16 protein-coding genes are annotated in these 18,167 nt (G+C 71.3%); 10 read left to right on the top strand and 6 right to left on the bottom strand.

Annotated elements, in window-relative coordinates:
• Positions 1 to 95: 95 nt before the first annotated feature.
• Both IEX89_RS14400 and IEX89_RS14405 read right to left on the bottom strand, forming a co-directional pair.
• Positions 96 to 2,003: an extracellular solute-binding protein gene (locus tag IEX89_RS14400; RefSeq protein ID WP_244645444.1), complete on the bottom strand. Its 1,908-nt coding sequence runs from the start codon at positions 2,001 to 2,003 to the stop codon at positions 96 to 98.
• Positions 2,000 to 3,940, bottom strand: a complete 1,941-nt coding sequence (locus tag IEX89_RS14405) for an extracellular solute-binding protein (protein WP_188913926.1) — start codon at positions 3,938 to 3,940, stop codon at positions 2,000 to 2,002. Before IEX89_RS14405 ends, IEX89_RS14400 begins: the two co-directional genes overlap by 4 nt.
• A 139-nt stretch (positions 3,941 to 4,079) precedes the next feature.
• Between IEX89_RS14405 and IEX89_RS14410 the strand changes: the two genes are divergently transcribed.
• The 4 genes from IEX89_RS14410 to IEX89_RS14425 all read left to right on the top strand — a co-directional run bounded on the left by IEX89_RS14410 (position 4,080) and on the right by IEX89_RS14425 (position 7,288).
• Positions 4,080 to 4,418, top strand: a complete 339-nt coding sequence (locus IEX89_RS14410; protein WP_188913927.1) for a helix-turn-helix transcriptional regulator — start codon at positions 4,080 to 4,082, stop codon at positions 4,416 to 4,418.
• Positions 4,408 to 5,688 (top strand): type II toxin-antitoxin system HipA family toxin, encoded by a 1,281-nt coding sequence (locus tag IEX89_RS14415; protein ID WP_188913928.1) that lies wholly within the window; start codon positions 4,408 to 4,410, stop codon positions 5,686 to 5,688. Before IEX89_RS14410 ends, IEX89_RS14415 begins: the two co-directional genes overlap by 11 nt.
• A gap of 91 nt (positions 5,689 to 5,779) precedes the next feature.
• A complete protein-coding gene (locus IEX89_RS14420; protein WP_244645446.1) occupies positions 5,780 to 6,529 on the top strand; it encodes a vWA domain-containing protein in 750 nt (249 codons plus the stop codon).
• 39 nt (positions 6,530 to 6,568) lie between these two features.
• A complete protein-coding gene (locus IEX89_RS14425) occupies positions 6,569 to 7,288 on the top strand; it encodes a DnaJ domain-containing protein (protein WP_188913929.1) in 720 nt (239 codons plus the stop codon).
• 118 nt (positions 7,289 to 7,406) lie between these two features.
• Here IEX89_RS14425 and IEX89_RS14430 read toward each other — a convergent pair whose 3' ends face one another.
• A complete protein-coding gene (locus IEX89_RS14430) occupies positions 7,407 to 9,002 on the bottom strand; it encodes a D-alanyl-D-alanine carboxypeptidase (RefSeq protein WP_188913930.1) in 1,596 nt (531 codons plus the stop codon).
• Between the two features lie 309 nt (positions 9,003 to 9,311).
• Here IEX89_RS14430 and IEX89_RS14435 point away from each other — a divergent pair, with 309 nt between their 5' ends.
• From IEX89_RS14435 to IEX89_RS14445, 3 genes are all read left to right on the top strand, one after another.
• Positions 9,312 to 9,647: a phasin family protein gene (locus IEX89_RS14435; protein ID WP_188914057.1), complete on the top strand. Its 336-nt coding sequence runs from the start codon at positions 9,312 to 9,314 to the stop codon at positions 9,645 to 9,647.
• Positions 9,648 to 9,863: 216 nt separating this feature from the next.
• Positions 9,864 to 10,367: an L-2-amino-thiazoline-4-carboxylic acid hydrolase gene (locus tag IEX89_RS14440; RefSeq protein WP_188913931.1), complete on the top strand. Its 504-nt coding sequence runs from the start codon at positions 9,864 to 9,866 to the stop codon at positions 10,365 to 10,367.
• A 174-nt stretch (positions 10,368 to 10,541) separates the two neighbouring features.
• Entirely contained in the window at positions 10,542 to 12,248 is a 1,707-nt protein-coding gene (locus IEX89_RS14445; RefSeq protein WP_244645480.1) for an acyl-CoA dehydrogenase family protein, read from the top strand.
• Here the strand turns inward: IEX89_RS14445 and IEX89_RS14450 are convergent, their stop codons facing one another.
• On the bottom strand, positions 12,249 to 12,662 hold the full coding sequence (locus tag IEX89_RS14450; RefSeq protein ID WP_188913932.1) for a PIN domain-containing protein: 414 nt from the start codon (positions 12,660 to 12,662) through the stop codon (positions 12,249 to 12,251). It abuts the gene before it with no gap.
• A gap of 201 nt (positions 12,663 to 12,863) precedes the next feature.
• Here IEX89_RS14450 and IEX89_RS14455 point away from each other — a divergent pair, with 201 nt between their 5' ends.
• From IEX89_RS14455 to IEX89_RS14465, 3 genes are read left to right on the top strand one after another with little or no spacing between them, the layout of a single operon-like run.
• Positions 12,864 to 13,394, top strand: a complete 531-nt coding sequence (locus tag IEX89_RS14455; protein ID WP_244645481.1) for a (2Fe-2S)-binding protein — start codon at positions 12,864 to 12,866, stop codon at positions 13,392 to 13,394.
• Complete coding sequence (locus tag IEX89_RS14460; RefSeq protein WP_188913934.1) at positions 13,394 to 14,392, top strand: FAD binding domain-containing protein; 999 nt, start codon at positions 13,394 to 13,396, stop codon at positions 14,390 to 14,392. The genes IEX89_RS14455 and IEX89_RS14460 overlap by 1 nt, the downstream gene beginning before the upstream one ends.
• Positions 14,389 to 16,536 carry a xanthine dehydrogenase family protein molybdopterin-binding subunit gene (locus IEX89_RS14465; RefSeq protein WP_188913935.1) on the top strand — a complete coding sequence of 716 codons (2,148 nt, stop codon included), beginning with the start codon at positions 14,389 to 14,391 and terminating at the stop codon, positions 16,534 to 16,536. Before IEX89_RS14460 ends, IEX89_RS14465 begins: the two co-directional genes overlap by 4 nt.
• A gap of 24 nt (positions 16,537 to 16,560) precedes the next feature.
• Here the strand turns inward: IEX89_RS14465 and IEX89_RS14470 are convergent, their stop codons facing one another.
• Both IEX89_RS14470 and IEX89_RS14475 read right to left on the bottom strand, forming a co-directional pair.
• Positions 16,561 to 16,881, bottom strand: a complete 321-nt coding sequence (locus IEX89_RS14470; protein WP_188913936.1) for a hypothetical protein — start codon at positions 16,879 to 16,881, stop codon at positions 16,561 to 16,563.
• A 66-nt stretch (positions 16,882 to 16,947) separates the two neighbouring features.
• Positions 16,948 to 18,117 (bottom strand): CobW family GTP-binding protein, encoded by a 1,170-nt coding sequence (locus IEX89_RS14475; RefSeq protein WP_188913937.1) that lies wholly within the window; start codon positions 18,115 to 18,117, stop codon positions 16,948 to 16,950.
• Positions 18,118 to 18,167 lie beyond the last annotated feature (50 nt).

Consider the following 18,167-nt stretch of genomic DNA (forward strand, 5'->3'; position numbering starts at 1 on the left):
GTTCCGGTCGTTCGAGAGGTCGCGCCGGGGCGCGACGTTACGCGCTATCGCGCCAGACGGCAAAAAAGTTGCGTGGAAGAGGCGCCCCCCGCCTCTCAGCGCCGCCGCGCACGGGCCGCCTTCTCGGGATCGTACCACCAGGTGCCGACGCCGGTACCGTAGCGCGGCTTCGTCTCCGGGCGCGAATACTCGTCCCAATAGGCGAGCCAGTCGGCGGGCTTGAACCAGGCCGGCACCATGTAGCGCCCGGCGCGCAGCACGCGGTCGAGGGCGCGCCCGCCGTGGATCACCTCCTCGCGCGTCTGCGCGTTGGCGATGACCTCGATGAGCGCGTCGACCGCAGGGTCCTGCACGCCCGACAAATTGGCCGTGCCCGGCGTCACCGCGGCCTCCGAGCCGTAGACGAGGCGCAGGCTGCCGCCCGGCGTCAGCGAGGCGCCGAAGCGCCGGGACGTCACCTCGAAGTCGAAATCGTTCATCCGCCGCTCGTACTGCGCCGGATCGACGATGCGGGACGTCGCCTGGATGCCGAGCAGCCCGAGATTGGACTGGAAGGGCTGCGTGTGCGGCTGCAGGAAGCTCGCGAAGTCGAGGAACTCGATGGTGAAGGGCTCACCCGAGGGCAGGTGCAGCACGCTGCCGCGCCGCTCGCAGCCCGCCTCGCGCAACAGCTCGCTCGCGCGCCGCAGGAGCGCGCGATCCTGCCCCGAGCCGTCCGAGACCGGCGGTGTCCAGGCCTCGCCGAAGACCTCGTCCGGCAGCCCGGCGCGGAACGGCTCGAGCAGCGCCAGCTCCTCCGGCGAGGGCGGCCCCTCCGCCTTCAGGTCCGAGTTCTCGAAGAACGAGTGCATCCGGGCGTAGGACGAGAACATGATGTTCTCGTTCGTCCACTCGAAGTCGAAGGCGTAGATCAACGCCTCGCGGATGCGCTTGTCGGAGAACTTCGACAGGCGCGTGTTGTACCACCAGCCCTGCGGACCCTGCGGCACGGCGGTGGGGAGATCCTCGCGCACGACGCGGCCCTCGACGAAGGCCGGGAAGTCGTAGCCGCGCGCCCATTGCCGCGAGACGCTCTCCTCGTGATAGCTGAACTGCCCCGCCTTGAAGGCCTCGAAGGCGACGTCCCGATCGCGGAAATACTCGTAGCGGATGCGGTCGAAATTGATCAGGCCGACGTTCACAGGCAGGTCCGCGCCCCAGTAATCCTCGACCCGCTGGAAGCTGATCGTCCGGCCGACCTCGAAGTCGCCCACGCGATACGGGCCCGAGCCGAGAGGCGGCTCCAGCGTCGAGGCCGTGAAGTCGCGCCCCTCCCAATAGGCCTTGGAGAAGATCGGCAGCGCGGCGACCGTGAGCGGGATGTCGCGGGTGCGGCCCTCCACGAAGCGCACCTCGACGAGATGCGGCTCGAGCGCCGTCGCGCTCTCGATCTGGCGCAGGAGCTGCGCGAGGTTCGGATGGCCCTCGTCGCGCAGGATGGTGATCGAGAAGGCGACGTCCTCGGCGGTGAGCGGCGAGCCGTCGTGGAAGCGCGCCTGCGGCCGCAGCCGCCAGCGGAAGACGAGCCCGTCGCGGGAGCGCGACACGCTCTGCGCCACGAGCCCGTAGAGCGCGTCGGGCTCGTCGGAGGAGCCCGACATCAGCGTGTCGTAGGTCGCGTCCATGCCCGCGGCGCCGTCGCCCTGCAGGACGTAGGTGTTGAGCGTGTTGAAGGTGCTGAAGTTCTGGTTCAGCCCGATCTGACGGATCTGCTGGGAGAACTCGCCGCCCTTGGGCGCCTGCGGGTTCACGTAGGGGAAATGCTTGAAGTCCGGCGGCATCTCCAGCGGGCCGAAGAGCGACATTCCGTGGCGCTCGACGAAATCCTCCTCCGTCGTGCCCACCGCGCTCACCGCATCCCAGGCCGCGCGCGCCCCGCGCGGCAGCGCCAGCGCGCCCGCCGCAGCCGCGACGCCCATGAAGAACCCCCGGCGGCTGATCCCGCCCTTCGTCGCACGCGTCATCGCACGGCCCCCGTCTCGCGCGCCTTCTCCCCGTCGTACCACCAGACGGTCGGGAAGGCGGACGCCGCATAGAGCGGCATGGTTTCAGGATGTGAGAAGCGATTCCAGCGCGCCGTGCGCTGATCGCCGAGATACCATTGCGGTATCACGTAGTCGTTGTGCAGCAGCACGCGGTCGAGCGCCCGGGTCGCGGCCACCAGCTCCTCGCGGTCCTGCGCGAAGACGACGCGTTCGATCAGCGCGTCGACGGCGGGGTCGGCGATCCCGGCATAGTTCTGCGAGCCGGGGATCTCGGCGGCGCGCGAGCCCCACATGTCCCGCTGCTCGTTGCCGGGAGAGAGCGTCTGCGGCCACAGCGACGTCGTCATGTCGAAGTCGAAGCTGCGCACGCGGTTCTGGTACTGCGCCGGGTCGACGATGCGCACGTCGAGCCGGATGCCGAGGCGCTCCAGCGCCTGCGCGTAGGGCAGCGCATAGCGCTCGTCGGTGGGCTGGAAGCCGAGGAACTCGATGTCGAAAGGCTCGCCCGTCTCGGCGTTCACCCGCCGCCCTTCCTCGACGACCCAGCCGGCCTCGCGCAGCAGGCGATCGGCCTCGCGCAGGTTCTCGCGCCTGGCCTGCGCGTCGGGGCTCGTCGGGTTCGTGTAGGGCTCGGTGAAGACGCTCTCGGGTATCTGCCCGCGATACTCCTCCAGGATCTCCAGCTCGCGCCCCTCCGGCAGGCCGGAGGAGGCGAGCTCCAGGCCCTCGAAGAACGAATCGATCCGCTCGTAGGAGCCGAAGAAGATCGTGCGGTTGATGTCCTCGAAGTCGAAGGCGAGGTTCAGCGCCCGGCGCACCCGCGCGTCCTGGAAGCGCTCCTGGCGCAGGTTGGGCGTGAAGGCCTGCATGCGCCCGGTGGAGAGGATCGGGAAGGTCTCGAGCACCACGCGCCCCTCCTCCCGCGCCGGGAAGTCGTAGGCCGTCGCCCAGTTGCGCGCCACGTTCTCGGATCGGAAATCCACCTGGTCGGCCTTGAAGGCCTCCAGCAGAACCGTCGCGTCGCGGAAATACTCGTAGCGGACCTCGTCGAAATTGTACTTGCCCACGTTCGTCGGGTGGTCGATCGACCACGCGTCCGGCACCCGCTCGTAGACGATGGAGCGACCCGGCACGTACTCGGCCAGGCGATAGGGCCCCGACCCGAGCGGCGGCTCGAGCGTCGTCTCGTCGGGCGCGCGCCCCTCGGCCGTGAACCAGTGCTCCGGCAGGACGAGGAGCTGGCCCATGATCTTGGGCAGCTCGCGATTGCCCGTCACGTCGAACGAGAAGGTCACCTCGCCGGGCGCGGTCTCCTCGGCGCTCACCACGTTGGCGTAGTAGGTCATGTAGAGCGGGTTCGCCGCCTTCAGCGTCTCGAAGGACCAGATCACGTCGCGCGCGCTGATCGGCGTTCCGTCGTGCCAGCGCGCGTCCGGATCGAGGCGGAAGGTCACGCTCGAATAATCGTCCGGGAAGCGCATCGCCTCCGCGATCAGCCCGTAGGACGTCGACGGCTCGTCGAGCGCCTCGGTCATCAGGGTCTCGTAGATCAGCCCGAGGCCCGCCCCGAGGTCGCCCCGCACGCCGGCGACGATCGGGTTGAAATTGTCGAAGGAGCCGAGCGCTCCGAGCCGCACCGTCCCGTCCTTGGGTGCGTCCGGGTTCACGTAGTCGAAATGCTCGAAGCCCGGCGCGTAGCGCGGCTCGCCCATCAGGGCCGCGCCGTGGCGCCACGCGCCGGCGCCCGGCTCCTGGGCCGGCGCGAGCGAGGGTGCGGCGATGGTCGTGATGATGCTGAACGCGAGCGCGGCGGCTTTCGGGAAGCGTCTTCTCAAGCGGTCCGTCCCTCTGGGCTGTCCGGATCGTGTCGGAATCGTCGTCGAGAGTATGGGGAGACCGCGGGAAGGTGTCCACATTCGGGACGTGGCCGTGGGAAGCCGCGTCGAAATCGTCGCACCCCCTGCTGCCGGGCTCGGGCCGGGCCTTGCGCAGCGGCGTGGAGTGTCGCATAAATAGAGCATGAGCGGCTTCCATGCCCCGTCCATGGATCATTCGATGCCGAAACCGCCGACGAGAGCCCTGTCGCGCCAGACCCGCGAGGCCGTCCGCCTCCTGGGGCTCGCCGTGCGCGACCTGCGCCTGGCGCGCGGGATCACCGTCGCCGAGGTCGCCGAGCGCGCCGGGGTCTCCCGCGGTCTCGTCAACCGGGTCGAGGCCGGTGATCCCGGCACGGGCATCGGGGCGGCGTTCGAGATCGCCGCCATCGTCGGCGTTCCGCTCTTCGACCCCGACCCGAAAGTCGTCTCCCGGGAGATCGCCCTCGCCCGCGAACGGCTCGCCCTCCTCCCCAGCGCGGCGCGCGTGCGGACCTCGGAGGTGAAGGATGACTTCTGATCCGCGGGCGGAGGAGGCCTATGCCTGGATCTGGCTGCCGGGAACGACGGAGCCGGTGGTGGCGGGCCGGCTCGCACGCGAGCGGGGCGAGATCGTCTTCAATTACGGCCGGAGCTACCTCGACCGCGCCGACGCGGTCTCGGTGTTCGAGCCGGAGCTGCCCCTGCGTGCCGGCCCGCTCCGCCCGGCCGCGGGACTGACGATGGCGGGCTGCCTTCGGGACGCCGCGCCGGACGCATGGGGCCGTCGGGTCATCCTCAACCAGCTCGGAGGCCGCCGCGACGACGACGTCGGACGGCTCGACGAGCTGACCTACCTGCTCCTCTCCGGATCGGACAGGATCGGCGCGCTCGACTTCCAGACGAGCCCGGAACGCTACGTGCCCCGCACGGCGGGAACAGCGACGCTCGACGAGCTCCTCGAGGCGGCGGAGCGCGTGGAGCGCGGGCTGCCGCTGACGCCGGACCTCGATCGGGCGCTCCTGCACGGAACCTCGCTCGGCGGCGCACGTCCCAAGGCGCTCGTCGACGACGGCCCGCGCAAGATGATCGGGAAATTCTCCTCGTCGACCGACACGTTCGACGTGGTGAGATCGGAATTCGTGGCGATGCGCCTCGCCAGACGCGCCGGGCTCGACGTCGCGCAGGTACGCCTCGTGTCCACGTCGGGCAAGGACGTGCTCCTCGTCGAGCGCTTCGACCGGACCAGGAGCGACGCCGGCTGGCAGCGGCACGCCGTGGTCTCGGCCCTGACGCTGCTCGGGCTGGACGAGATGATGGGGCGGTACGCCAGCTACGAGGATCTCGCCGAGATCGTCCGCCGTCGCTTCGCCGAACCGCGCAAAGCGCTGCGGGAGCTCTTCGGGCGCCTGGTGTTCAACGTCCTGAGCGGGAACACGGACGACCACGCCCGCAATCACGCCGCCTTCTGGACCGGTACGACCCTGGCATTCACGCCCGCATACGACATCTGCCCGCAGCCGCGCACGGGCGGAGAAGCGAGCCAGGCGATGCTGATCTGCGGAGACGATCGCCTGAGCCGGCTCGCGACCTGCCTGCGGGCGGCGCCGGCCTTCCAGCTCGATGCATCGGAGGCCGAGGAGCTGATGATCCGTCAGATCGACGCGATCGTGACAGGCTTCGACACCGTCTGCCGCGAGGCCGGGCTCGGTCCCGCGCAGAGCGAGCTTCTGCGGCGACGCGCCTTCCTCACGCCCGTGATCTTCGAGGGCGCATCGCAGCACCTTCGCGACCGCGCACCCGTCTGGTGACGCCCAAGCTCACCCTGCGCCTGCGCATTCCATTTGCATCGGCGCCCCGGCACGCCAAATCATGGGGAGCGGACGGTGCGGAGGCGAGGTCATGAGGGACGGCAAGCGGGGAAATCCGCTCTCGAAGGTGGGCGAGACGCGGCCGCAGGCGCGCGCCGGCGGCGGGGCCGTGGACGCGTTCCTCGAGGAGGCGCGGGCGCTGGCACCCGCGCCGCCGCGGGAGGGCCGCGGACGCCTCGTCTTCGCGCTCGACGCCACGATGAGCCGTCAGCCCACCTGGGATCTCGCCTGCGGCCTCCAGGCGCAGATGTTCGAGACGACCTCGGCGGTGGGCGGGCTCGACGTGCAGCTCCTCTATTTCCGCGGGCTCGGGGAGTGCCGGGCCTCGCGCTGGGTCGGCGAGCCCAAGGCGCTGACCTCGCTGATGACCGGGCTCGAGGTCCGCGGCGGGCAGACGCAGATCGCCCGCGCGCTCTCGCACGTGCGCAAGGAGGCGCGGGAGGGACGCGTCGACGCCTTCGTCTACGTGGGCGACGCCTTCGAGGACGAGATCGACACGGTCTGCGCCCGCGCCGGCGAGCTCGGGCTTCTCGGCGTCAAGGGCTTCGTCTTCCAGGAAGGCCGCGATCCGAACGCCGAGCGCGGCCTTCGCGAGATCGCCAAGCTGACCGGCGGCGCCTATGCGCGCTTCGACGCCGGCGCGGCGGAGACGCTCGCGGGCCTCTTGCGCGCGGCCGCCGCCTATGCGAGCGGCGGGCGGGACGGTCTCGCGCGGCTCGCCGCGCGCGAGCCGCAGGCGCGCAGCCTCCTCGCCGACATGTCCGGCGGAGGCGGGCGGTGAGCGTCGACCGGCGAAGGTAGAGGAGGCCGTGGCCCGCCGATGATCACGCTCATGTACGGCTTGGCCGCCTTCGTGGCGTTCTGGTGGCTGATGCGCGCCTTCGCCAAGTCGAACCCCAAGGATCTCTCGCGCCTCGTCAAGCGCATCGGCGGCGGCGCGCTCATCGCCGTCTCGGTGCTCCTGGCCGTGCGCGGGCGCATCGACATGGCGATCCTCACGAGCGGCTTCGGCGCGTGGCTCCTCGGATGGAGCCTCCCGTGGGCGCGCGCCATCCCCGGCCTGGGCGGCGGCTCGAAGTCGTCGGGCCAGGTCTCGCGCGTGCGCTCCGCCATGCTCGAGATGGAGCTCTGCCACGACAGCGGCGACATGGACGGCACGGTCCTCGCCGGCAGCCACAGCGGCAAGCGGCTCTCGCAGCTCGACGAGGCGGCTCTGCAGGAGCTCTACCGCGAGGCGGCCGCGCGCGATGCCGACGGGGTGCGCCTGCTACAGGCGTATTTCGACCGCCGGTTTCCCGGATGGCGTGAGAACGCGCAGGGTGACGCTGACGCGGGGGCGGCTCGCGAGACGAAGCCGGGCGCGATGTCGGAAGAGGAGGCCTACCAGATCCTGGGGCTTGAGCCGGGGGCGGACGCCCAGGCCGTTCGCCGCGCGCACCGGAGCCTGATGATGAAGCTCCACCCCGACCAGGGGGGCTCGACCTATCTCGCGGCCCGGGTGAACGAGGCCAAGGAAGTCCTTCTGAGCAGACATCGCTGATACTCCACGCGCGAGGTCTCTGGGATATGTCGGAGGCGGGAAGGCCGTTCTGGCCGCCGCGGGGGAGCCGGCCGCCCGCCGCTGGAACGCGGCGGCGGGAAGCGGTCCCGGCGATCCGTCAGCTGCGGATCGCGAAGCAGTCGAAGCCCTTGTTCTCCAGCTCGCGGCAGGCGCCGCGCGCCTTGTCGGCGTCGTCGAAGCCGGTGAAGCGCGCACGGAACAGCGTCGCGCCGTTGGAGACGATCTCCTCCGTGAAGGGCGCGGCCGCGTCGAGCGAGCCGCCCACGCGCGACTGGGCGCGCTGGAGGAGATCGAAGGCGGCGTCCTCGGTGGGCGTCGCGGCGATCTGGATCACCCACTCGGTGAGCGCGTAGCTGCGCGGCGCGGGCGCCTCGACGGGAAGCGGCACGGCCGCATCCGCGGAGGCCACCTGGATCGGAGCGCTCTGGACCGCCGGTGGCTGCGTCGCGCCGACAGGGGCGTCGGCGGCGACGGGGGCCTCCGAGCGCGTCGGCATCGGCGGCACGGGCGCCGCGACGGCGGCGGACGTGACGGAGGCGGTCTCGACGACCTCGGGGATCGGCGCGGGCGGCAGCGGCACGCCGCCGGGGAGCCCGGCCGGCGGGCGCACGGCGGCGAAGGCGCTGGCTGCGGCCGGGACGACGCCCGCATCCGCCCGGAGCGAACCCGGCGTGACCGTGCTCGCGCCGGCGGCGGTGGCCACCGCGGGGCGCATGCGCGTCAGGTCGAGGGGCTGGCCCGGCGCGGCGGAGGCCACGAGGACCGGCGGCACGAGATCGGACGGGCGCTGCGGCGGCAGGATCGCCATCACCGTGCCGTTCGGGCCCGTGATCGGCGCCGTGCGGCGGGCGCCGGCATAGGCGCGCGGCAGCCAGCGCTCCACGAGACGCTCGACGATGCCGTCGCGATGCGCGCCCGAGCGGCCGCCCATGACGATGGTGACGATGTGCCGGCCGTTGGCCTTGGCGTTGGTCATCAGGTTGAAGCCCGACGCCCGGATGAAGCCGGTCTTGATGCCGTCGACGCCCTCGACCCGGCCGAGCAGCCGGTTGTGGTTGCGGAAGCTCTGGCCGGCGAAGGAGAAGCTGCGGCGCTGGAAGTAGGTGTAGTATTGCGGGAAGCGGTCCTGAATCGCGATCGCCAGCGTCGCCATGTCGCGGGCCGTCGTGACCTGGCCGTTGTTCGGCAGGCCGTGGGGATTGCGGAACGTCGTGTTCGACATCCCGATCTGACGGGCGCGCTCGGTCATCTGGCGAGCGAAGTTCTCGACCGAGCCGCCGAGGTTCTCGGCCACCACGGCGGCGACGTCGTTCGCCGACTTCGTCACCAGCGCGAGGATCGCGTCCTCGACGGCGATGGTGGAGCCCGCCCGCACGCCGATCTTCGAGGGCGGCTCCGCGGCGGCGCGCGCCGACACCCGCAGGCGGCTGTCGAGCTGGAGCCGTCCGGATTCGAGCTGCTCGAAGAGCATGTAGAGAGTCATGACCTTGGTGAGCGAGGCCGGATAGCGCCGCGCATCCGCGTTCTCGGCGTGGAGGACCTCGCCGGTCTTCACGTCGATGACGAAGGCCGCATAGGGCGGGTTGTAGGCGGCTTGGGCGGGAGGAGCGTGGACCGTGAGGGCCGCGAGCCCGCACAGGAGCATCAGCACGAGCATGAGCCCGCGCTCGACGAAAACGCTACGCTTTACCATCGAAGACCGTCCCCGTGTCTCGGTCGTGAAACTCTAACTAGCTCGGTCAGCCCATCCCCGGCGCGTGACTGGCGCGCCACGATGTCAATGATGAGGCAAGCTCGGTTACGGAGGGGTTAAGCCGCGGCTCGGGATTTCACCGGATATGCTGCACTGCACAATGAACTTGACAATCATGTTGCAGTGCATCATATCGGGGACGGTCGCGGATCGGTCCGCGGCGCGGGGTCGCTCGGGCACACGGTCGGGGCGACGCTCGAACACGGACATGCGAGACGCGGCGCCCCGTTGCGCCGGAGGATGACGATCATGATGAACCAGTTCGACGATTTCCAGAAGCTCGGCAAGGACAACATGGACAGCGCCATGAAGGCGTTCGGTGCCATGTCGATGGGCGCGCAGCAGATCGCCGTCGAGTCCGCCGACTACGCCAAGAAGTCCTTCGAGCACTCCACGGCGACGCTCGAGAAGCTCGTCGGCGCCAAGACGCTCGACAAGGCGATCGAGATCCAGACGGACTACATGAAGTCCGCCTACGAGTCCGCCGTCGCCCAGTCCACCAAGATGGGCGAGCTCTACGCCAACCTCATGAAGGACGCCTTCAAGCCCGTCGAGGCGATGATGGCGAAGCCGGCCGGCAAGTAAGGCCGCCGCGCACGATCGGTAGCGGCAGGATCGCGCCGTCGCGCTCTCGCGAGCCGCGCCCGCGCATCCCGCCCGCTCCTCGAAGGACGCCCGGCCTCGGCCGGGCGTTTTTCGTTTCGAGCCGGGACGAGCGCGCGCCGCTGGCCCCGCGCCGGCCGCTCCGTTAGGCTCGGCGCACGAACGACGCCCTGCGCGACATCGACCCGGAGCCGATCCTTGCCCGACACTCCCGATCCCGCGACCCTCCCCGTCCTCCTCAAGCGCCGCCTCCAGGCGGAGGTGATCGGGCCGATCTACGCGGAGATGGTCGCGGCCCTGGGCGAGGAGCAGGCCTCCGCCATCCTCGACGCCGCCATCCGCAAGGCGGCCATCGCCGAAGGTGCGCGCTTCGCCGAACGGGCGGAGGGCGGCACCTCCATGGCGGACTTCATCACGCTCTACGAGAACTGGACCCGCGGCGGCGCCCTCGAGATCGAGGTGCTCGAGGCGAGCGAGACGCGCTTCGACTTCGACGTCGTGCGCTGCCGCTACGCCGAGACCTACAAGGAGATGGGGCTCGGCCACGTGGGCCACCTGCTCTCGTGCAATCGCGACGGCACGTTCTGCCAGGGCTACGATCCGCGCATCCGCATGGAGCGGGAGCACACGATCATGGCCGGCGCCCCCCGCTGCACCTTCCGCTACAGCTGGGTCGAGGACGAGACCGCCGAGGCGGGCTGAGCGGCCGCTCGCGCCCTCATCCCTTCGTCGCGTGACGCTGGGCCGCGCTTGCAGGCCCCCTCCCCCCGACCAAAGTGCGGATCGCGGCCGGCGCCCCAGGCGTTATGCTGCAGCGCGACAGATGAAGCCCGTCGATCCGCGACGACACCGCCGAAGGAGGTGCCGATGACTGCCATGTCAGCCACCATGCACGCGAACGAGCCCGCGACCCCCGCCCCGTCCACCGGAGCCGAGGATCTGCCGGCGCTCGTGCGCGGCGCGGCCGACGCGGTGGACGCGCTCCTCGCGGAGTCGACGCGGCGGGTGCGGACCCGCGTCGCCGACGGCGACAAGGTCTCCTCCGCCAAGATGGAGGCCGAGCAGCACGCGACGCACGGCCTCGCCTGGCTCGCGACCTACGCCCAGGCGATCCGCGAGCTCGCGAGCTACGCCGAGCGCCTCGCCGGCGAGGGGCGCCTGGGCGAGACGGAGGCGCTCGTCACCCGCGTCGCCGCGGGCGAATATTGCGCCCAGGTGCTCGGCGGCATTCCGATGAGCCAGGGCGAGATCGTGCGCCTCTCGGCGCTCGGCCTCTCGGCGGCGGACGTAGCCCACCACGTCACGCCCGCGCTGGAGACGCTGATCGAGACCGGCAACACGGTCGAGAACCGCGCCCGGCTCGTGACGCTCATCCGCGAGGGCCAGGGCTCCGCCACCGTGGGTGACGCCGGCCTCGACGAGACGCTGGAGGCGATCCGCAGCGAGATGCGCCGCTTCAGCCAGGCGGAGGTCGAGCCGCATGCGCACGAATGGCACCTCCAGAACGCCTACATTCCCTACGAGGTCATCGGCAAGATGGCCGAGCTCGGCGTGTTCGGGCTCACCATTCCGGAGGAGTACGGCGGGCTCGGCCTCTCCAAGGTCTCCATGTGCGTCGTCTCCGAGGAGCTGTCGCGCGGCTATATCGGCGTCGGCTCGCTCGGCACCCGCTCGGAGATCGCCGCCGAGCTGATCCTGGGCGGCGGCACGGACGAGCAGAAGAACCGCTTCCTGCCCGGCATCGCATCCGGCGACATCCTGCCCACCGCCGTCTTCACCGAGCCGAACGTCGGCTCGGATCTCGCCTCGCTGCGCACGAAGGCGACCCTCGACGGCGACGTGTGGCGCGTGAACGGCAACAAGACCTGGATCACGCATCCCGTGCGCGCCGACATCATGACGATGCTCGTGCGCACCAAGCCCGAGGAGCCCGGCCATCGCGGCCTGTCCATCCTCATCGGCGAGAAGCCGCGCGGGACGGACGAGGACCCCTTCCCCGCCGAGGGCCTGTCGGGCGGCGAGATCGAGGTGCTCGGCTATCGCGGCATGAAGGAATACGAGCTCGCCTTCTCCGACTTCGCGGTTCCCGCCGGCAACCTGCTGGGCGACGTCGAGGGCCAGGGCTTCAAGCAGCTGATGGCGACCTTCGAATCCGCCCGCATCCAGACCGCGGCGCGCGCCGTCGGCGTCGCGCAGAACGCCATGGACGTCGGCCTGCGCTATGCCGAGGAGCGGGTCCAGTTCGGCAAGCCGCTCGTCGCCTATCCCCGTGTCGCCGACAAGATCGCGCTGATGGCCGCCGAGATCCACGCCGCGCGCCAGGTGACCTATTTCTCGGCGCGCACCAAGGACGAGGGCCGGCGCTGCGATCTCGAGGCCGGCATGGCGAAGCTGCTCGCCGCGCGCGTCGCCTGGGCGGCGGCGGACAACGCGCTGCAGATCCACGGCGGCAACGGCTTCGCGCTCGAATACCCGGTGAGCCGCATCCTGTGCGACGCGCGCATCCTCTCGATCTTCGAGGGCGCGGCCGAGATCCAGGCGCAGGTGATCGCCCGGCGCCTCGTCGAGACCGCCGGCACCTGATCAGAGCCCGACGCGCCGGGCGAACGCGCCCGGCGTCTCGACCACGCAGGGAAGGCTCGCCGCCGGCCCGAGCAGATGCGCGTCGCTGGTCACGAGCACCGCGTCCGCGGCGCTGGCGAGGGCGGCGAACCTCCGGTCGGCCCGGTCCTCGACCATCACAAAGTATTCCGGCGCCGTCTCGCCTGCGAACCGTGCCTCCTCCCGGAAGAGATCGGCGACCGCCGCGAAGCCGAGACGCGGGATGCGCTCGAGCACACGCCGCGTCTCGTCGCGCGTCGCGTCGTCCCAGACCAGAACGAGCGCGCCTCCTCCCGTCGCGCGGCCCTCGCGCACGGCCGCGAGGATGCGCGCGCACGCGCTCGCCGGCTTGAAGCCGGCGGCGACGAAGGCGTTGGTGTCGACGACGATGCGCATCCGCGCCTTCTCGCACGCGAGCCGCTCGTGCGGAAGCGACCGGGTACCGACCCGTTTCGGCGTGCCCCGTCCCGGCTTGAACCGTCGCGACGTCGAGCGCGTTGGCCCGCACCACTCCCCGTGAACCCGGAGGTCCGCGTGAGCGAGACGACGACCGGCGGCGCCGCGCGCCCATCCGCATCCTCATCCGCGTCAGACGCCCTGCCCGGGGCCGCGCACGAGGTGCGCCTCGTGGTCAACGGCGAGGTCCACACGCTCGCCGTCGATCCGCGCGCGACGCTGCTCGACACGCTGCGCGATCGGCTCGGGCTGACGGGAGCCAAGAAGGGCTGCGCCCACGGCTCCTGCGGCGCCTGCACGATCCTCGTCGACGGTCGCCGGGCGGTCTCCTGCCTGATGCTCGCCGCCGCCTGCGACGGGCGCGAGATCACGACGATCGAGGGCCTCGCCACGAACGGCGCCCTGCATCCCGTCCAGCAGGCCTTCGTCGATCAGGACGCCTTCCAGTGCGGCTATTGCACGCCGGGGCAGATCATGTCCGTCGCCGGCCTCCTCGCCGAGGGACGCGCGCGCGACGACGCGGCCGTGCGCGACGAGCTCTCCGGCAACATCTGCCGCTGCGGCGCCTATCCGAACATCCTCGCGGCGGTGCGGCAGGTCTCCGGGATCGAGCCGACGCCCGCCGAGATCGGCGCCGACGCGCGCCTGCGCGATGCCGCGGGAGGCGCCTGATGCAGCCCTTCGCCTACCATAAGGTCCGCGACGCCGAGACCGCCATCGCCCACGGCGCCCGCGATCCGCAGACGATCTTCCTCGCCGGCGGCACGGATCTCGTCCAGCTGCTCGAGGACGGCATCTCGCGCCCCCAAGGCGTCGTGGACATCTCCGCCCTGCCCTTCGACGCGATCGCGACGACGATCGACGGCCTGCGCATCGGCGCCTTGGCCAAGCTCGCCGACGTCGCCGACCATGCCGAGATCCGCGCGCGTTACCCCGCCATCGCGGCGGCGCTCGGCGAGACCGCTTCCCCCATGGTGCGCAACATGGCGACGATGGGCGGCAACCTCCTCCAGCGCACCCGCTGCCTCTATTTCCGCGACGGCGTCTCGCCTTGCAACAAGCGCGCGCCCGGCTCCGGCTGCAGCGCGCGCCTCGGCCACGACGCGCAGGCGGCTCTGTTCGGCGCGAGCGAGGCCTGCGTCGCGACGCATCCGTCCGATCTCGCCGTGGCGCTGCTCGCGCTCGACGCGGAGGTGCTCGTCGTCGGCCCTTCTGGTGAGCGCTCGATCCCGCTCGATCGCCTGCATCGCCTGCCGGGCGAGACGCCCTGGATCGAGAGCGATCTCGAGCCGGGCGAGGTGATCACCGCGATCTTCGTGCCCCGCGAGGCGGCCGGTCGCGCGCAGGCCTATGCCAAGCTGCGCCACCGCGCGAGCTTCGAATGGCCGCTGGTCTCGGCGGCGGTGTCGCTGGCCCTCGTCGAGGGCACGATCGAGGACGCCCGCATCGCGCTCGGCGCCGTGGCGCACAAGCCCTGGCGGGCCGAGACGGCCGAGCGGCTGCTGATCGGCCGGAGAATCGACGATGCGCTCGCCCGCGAGGCGGGCGAGGCCGCCACCGACGGCGCGCGGCCCATCGCCGAGAACGCCGCCAAGATCCCGCTCATGGCGCGCATCGTCACCCGCGCGCTGCAGGATTGCGCCCGCCAGCAGGCAGGAGACCCGTCATGAATGCCATCGGATCCCCGATCTCCCGCGTCGACGGCCCCGCGAAGGTGACCGGCGCGGCGACCTACGCCGCCGATTTCGCGATCGCGAACCTCGCCCATGCGGCGCTCGTGCAGGCGAGCGTGCCGGCCGGGCGCATCGCCGCCATCGACACGCGCGCGGCCGAGGCCGCGCCGGGCGTCCTCGCGGTGATGACCCACGAGAACACGCGCCGCCTGCCCTGGCATCCCCGCGACCCGCGCCCCGGCGTCGACCCGAAATCGGGCGAGCGCCTGCATCCCCTCGAGGACGATCTCGTACGCTACGACGGCCAGCCCGTCGCGATGGTCGTGGCGACGAGCGAGGTCGAAGCCCGCGCGGCCGCCGAGCTCGTGCGCGTCTCCTACGCGCCGACCGCGGCGCGCACGCGCTTCGATCCCGCCTACGGCCACGAGCCGAGCGCGGCGACGGCGAAAGCCGGCCGCCCGGGAGACACCGCCCGCGGCGATCCCGAGGACGCCTTCACGCGCTCCGAGGTCACGGTCGACGTGCCTTTCGTCCAGCCGCGCGAGCAGCACGTGGCCATGGAGCCCCACGCCACCATCGCCGCATGGGACGACGAGGGCGGGCTGACGCTCTACGACAAGTCGCAATGGGTGGACAACGTCCGCACGGAGATCGGGCTCGCCTTCGGCATCGACGAGAAGCGCATTCGGGTGATCTCGCCCTTCGTCGGCGGCGCCTTCGGCTCGGGGCTGAGGACCTGGCCGCACGTGGCGATGGCGGCCCTCGCCGCCGAGCGGGTCGGGCGTCCGGTACGTCTCGCGCTCACGCGCCGCGCGCTGTTCACCAACACGGGCTATCGCCCGCGCACGGAGAGCCGCATCCGCCTCGGCGCCGACCGTGACGGCACGCTCTCGTCGATCGTGCACGAGGCCATCGGCCAGACCTCGACCTACGAGGAATACGCCGAGACGACGCTCACCCCCACGCGCCAGCTCTATGCCTGCGAGAACGTGGCGACGCACTATCGCCTCGTCGACATGAACGTGAACACCCCCTCTCCCATGCGCGGGCCGGGCGCGGCGACGGGGCAGCTCTTCCTCGAGACGGCCATGGACGAGCTGGCGCAGGCGCTCGGCATGGACCCGCTCGATCTGCGGCTGAAGAACCTCGCCGAGCGCGATCCCGACAGCGGCAAGCCCTGGTCCTCCAAGGCGCTTCGAGCCTGCTACGAGCAGGCGGCGGAACGTTTCGGCTGGGCGGATCGTCCCCGCGACGACGCGGCGCGCACGGTCGGGCACGAACGCATCGGCTCGGGCATGGCGAGCGCCTTCTATCCCGCCCACCGCTCCAAGGCGCGCGCATCGGTGACGCTCTACGCCAACGGCGGCGCCATGGTGCAGGCGGCGACGTCCGACATGGGGCCGGGCACCTATACCGCCCTCTCTCAGGTCGCGGCGGACGCGCTCGGCCTTCCCCTCGAGCAGGTGCGCGTCGAGATCGGCGACACGGCGCTGCCGCAGGCCCCGGCCCATGGCGGCTCGATCACCATGGCGACGCTGGGCAACGCGGTGGCGAACGCCTGCTCGCGACTGCGCGAGGATCTCGGCGTGGAGAACGGCGGCGATCTCGTCGCGGCGCTCGGCGGGCGCGACAGCCATCGCGCCGAGGGCTCGTCGAGCCCGGGCAAGGAGGCGCAGGACTACGAGAGCGCCGCCTTCGGCGCGATCTTCGCCGAGGTGCGGGTCGATCCCGAGCTCGGGACCGTGCGGGTCGCTCGCCTGGTCGGCGGCTACGACGTCGGGCGGGTGGTGAACCCGAAGCTCGCGCGCTCGCAATGCATCGGCGGCATGGTCCAGGGGATCGGCATGGCGCTGACGGAGGAGGCGCTCTTCGACGAGCGGCTCGGGCGGGTGATGAACGCCAACCTCGCGGAATACCTCGCCCCGGTCTGCGCGGACGTCGGCGCCCTCGAAGCCTTCTTCGTCGAGAGCGACGACCGCATCTTCAACCCGCTAGGCGTGAAAGGGCTCGCCGAGATCGCGCTGTGCGGCGTCGCCGCCGCCATCGTCAACGCCGTCCACGACGCGACCGGCCTGCGGCTGCATCGCGTGCCCGTGACGCCCGAGCGGATCGTGATGGCGCAGGCCGCGCGCGGCGGGTGATTCGCGGGCGCTCGTCCCAGGACCCTAGAGCGCCCCTCCGCGCTCCGCCTCGCGGGCGAGGCGGCGATGGACGCGGCGCCAGATCCCCTGCTCGCGGTGATCCCCGCGCGCATGGGCCGCCGCCTCCTTCGCCGCGGCGCGCTGGGCTGCGGCGCGCTGGGCCGCGCCGGCGACGGACGAGCCGCCGTCGTGCACGTTTTGTTCTGCAATGAGCCTGTCCGCACGCGCGCGGATCTCCCGCTCCGGCACGAGGGCCGGACGGATGCGGTGGTCGACGAGGGCCCAGACGAGGGCCGCGGCGGGAATGGCGAGGACGGCCAGCCAGAAGGCGAGATCGGAGGGCATGGAGGTGCAACCGTTCGGGGCTTGTTCTCCTCCCATATACCCCAACGGGTGGCCCGAGTCACCGCCTCATCGCATGCCGGGCAGGAGCCCGAGAGGATTTTCTTCCAAGGCGGCGCGGTCGGGCGTGTCGATCGCCGGCTGAGAGCGAAAGGCCGCCCACAGGCCCTCGACATAGGCCTTGTCGAGGTCCTTCACGATGAGGACGATGCGGCTGCGGCGATCGTCGCTCGGCCAGGCGTCGAGCACGGCGGGCACGTGGAGCACGTGCTGGACGCCGTGGATCACCACCGGCCGCTCCGGGTCCTCCGCGATGGCGACGATGCCCTTCATGCGCAGGAGCTTCGGCCCTTGCGTCGCGCGCAGCATGTCGAGGAAGAGATCGAGCGCGCCCCGCCGCACCGGCTCGTCCGCGACGAGGCAGAAGGCGCGGATCGAGGCGTCGTGGCGATTGGCGTCGTGGTGGTGATGGTGGTGGTGCCCATGACCATGGCCGTATCCATGCCCGTGATGATGCTCGTCCCCGTGCTGGGCGGCGTGCGCCTTCGCCTCCGCGGCGGCGACGCCTTCCACCGAGAGCCAGCCGACCACGTCCGCAGGCTTGCCGGCGAGGTCGAAGAGCCCGCCCCCGACGATGTCGCGCGCCGGGATCGCGCCCTCGACCGCTTCGTGGAGGCGCGCGCCCGGCGCGAGCGCCGCGAGGCGCGCCACGAGCGCCGCCTTCGTCGCGTCGTCCGCGAGATCGCCCTTGGTGAGGACGATCTCGTCCGCCACGGCCGCCTGGCGCACCGCCTCCTCGTGCGCGTCGAGCGTCGCCATGCCGTTGACCGCGTCGACCAGGGTCACGACGCCCTCGACCACGTAGCGCAGCGAGAGATAGGGGTGGTAGAGCACCGCGTGCAGGATGGGTGAGGGGTCGGCGAGGCCCGTCGTCTCGATGATCACGCGGCGGAAGGGCTGGACGCGGTTATTGTCGCGCTTGCGCAGGAGGTCTTCCAGCGTCGCGACGAGATCGCCGCGGACCGTGCAGCACAGGCAGCCCGCCGAAAGCAGCACCATGCCCTCGTCGACGGTCTCCACGAAGAGATGATCGAGGCCCACCTCGCCGAACTCGTTGACGATGACCACCGTGTCCGCGAGGTCGGGATCCTGCAGGAGCCGGTTGAGCAGCGTCGTCTTGCCCGCACCGAGAAAGCCGGTGAGGACGGTGAGCGCGATCGGGTCGGGACGTCGGGACATGGGCGGGCCTCGCGGGGTCGTGCGCCCCATATAGAGGCGAACGACCCTCG

Origin of the sequence: Salinarimonas ramus (assembly GCF_014645695.1) — a bacterium.
In the GTDB taxonomy this organism is placed as follows: domain Bacteria; phylum Pseudomonadota; class Alphaproteobacteria; order Rhizobiales; family Beijerinckiaceae; genus Salinarimonas; species Salinarimonas ramus.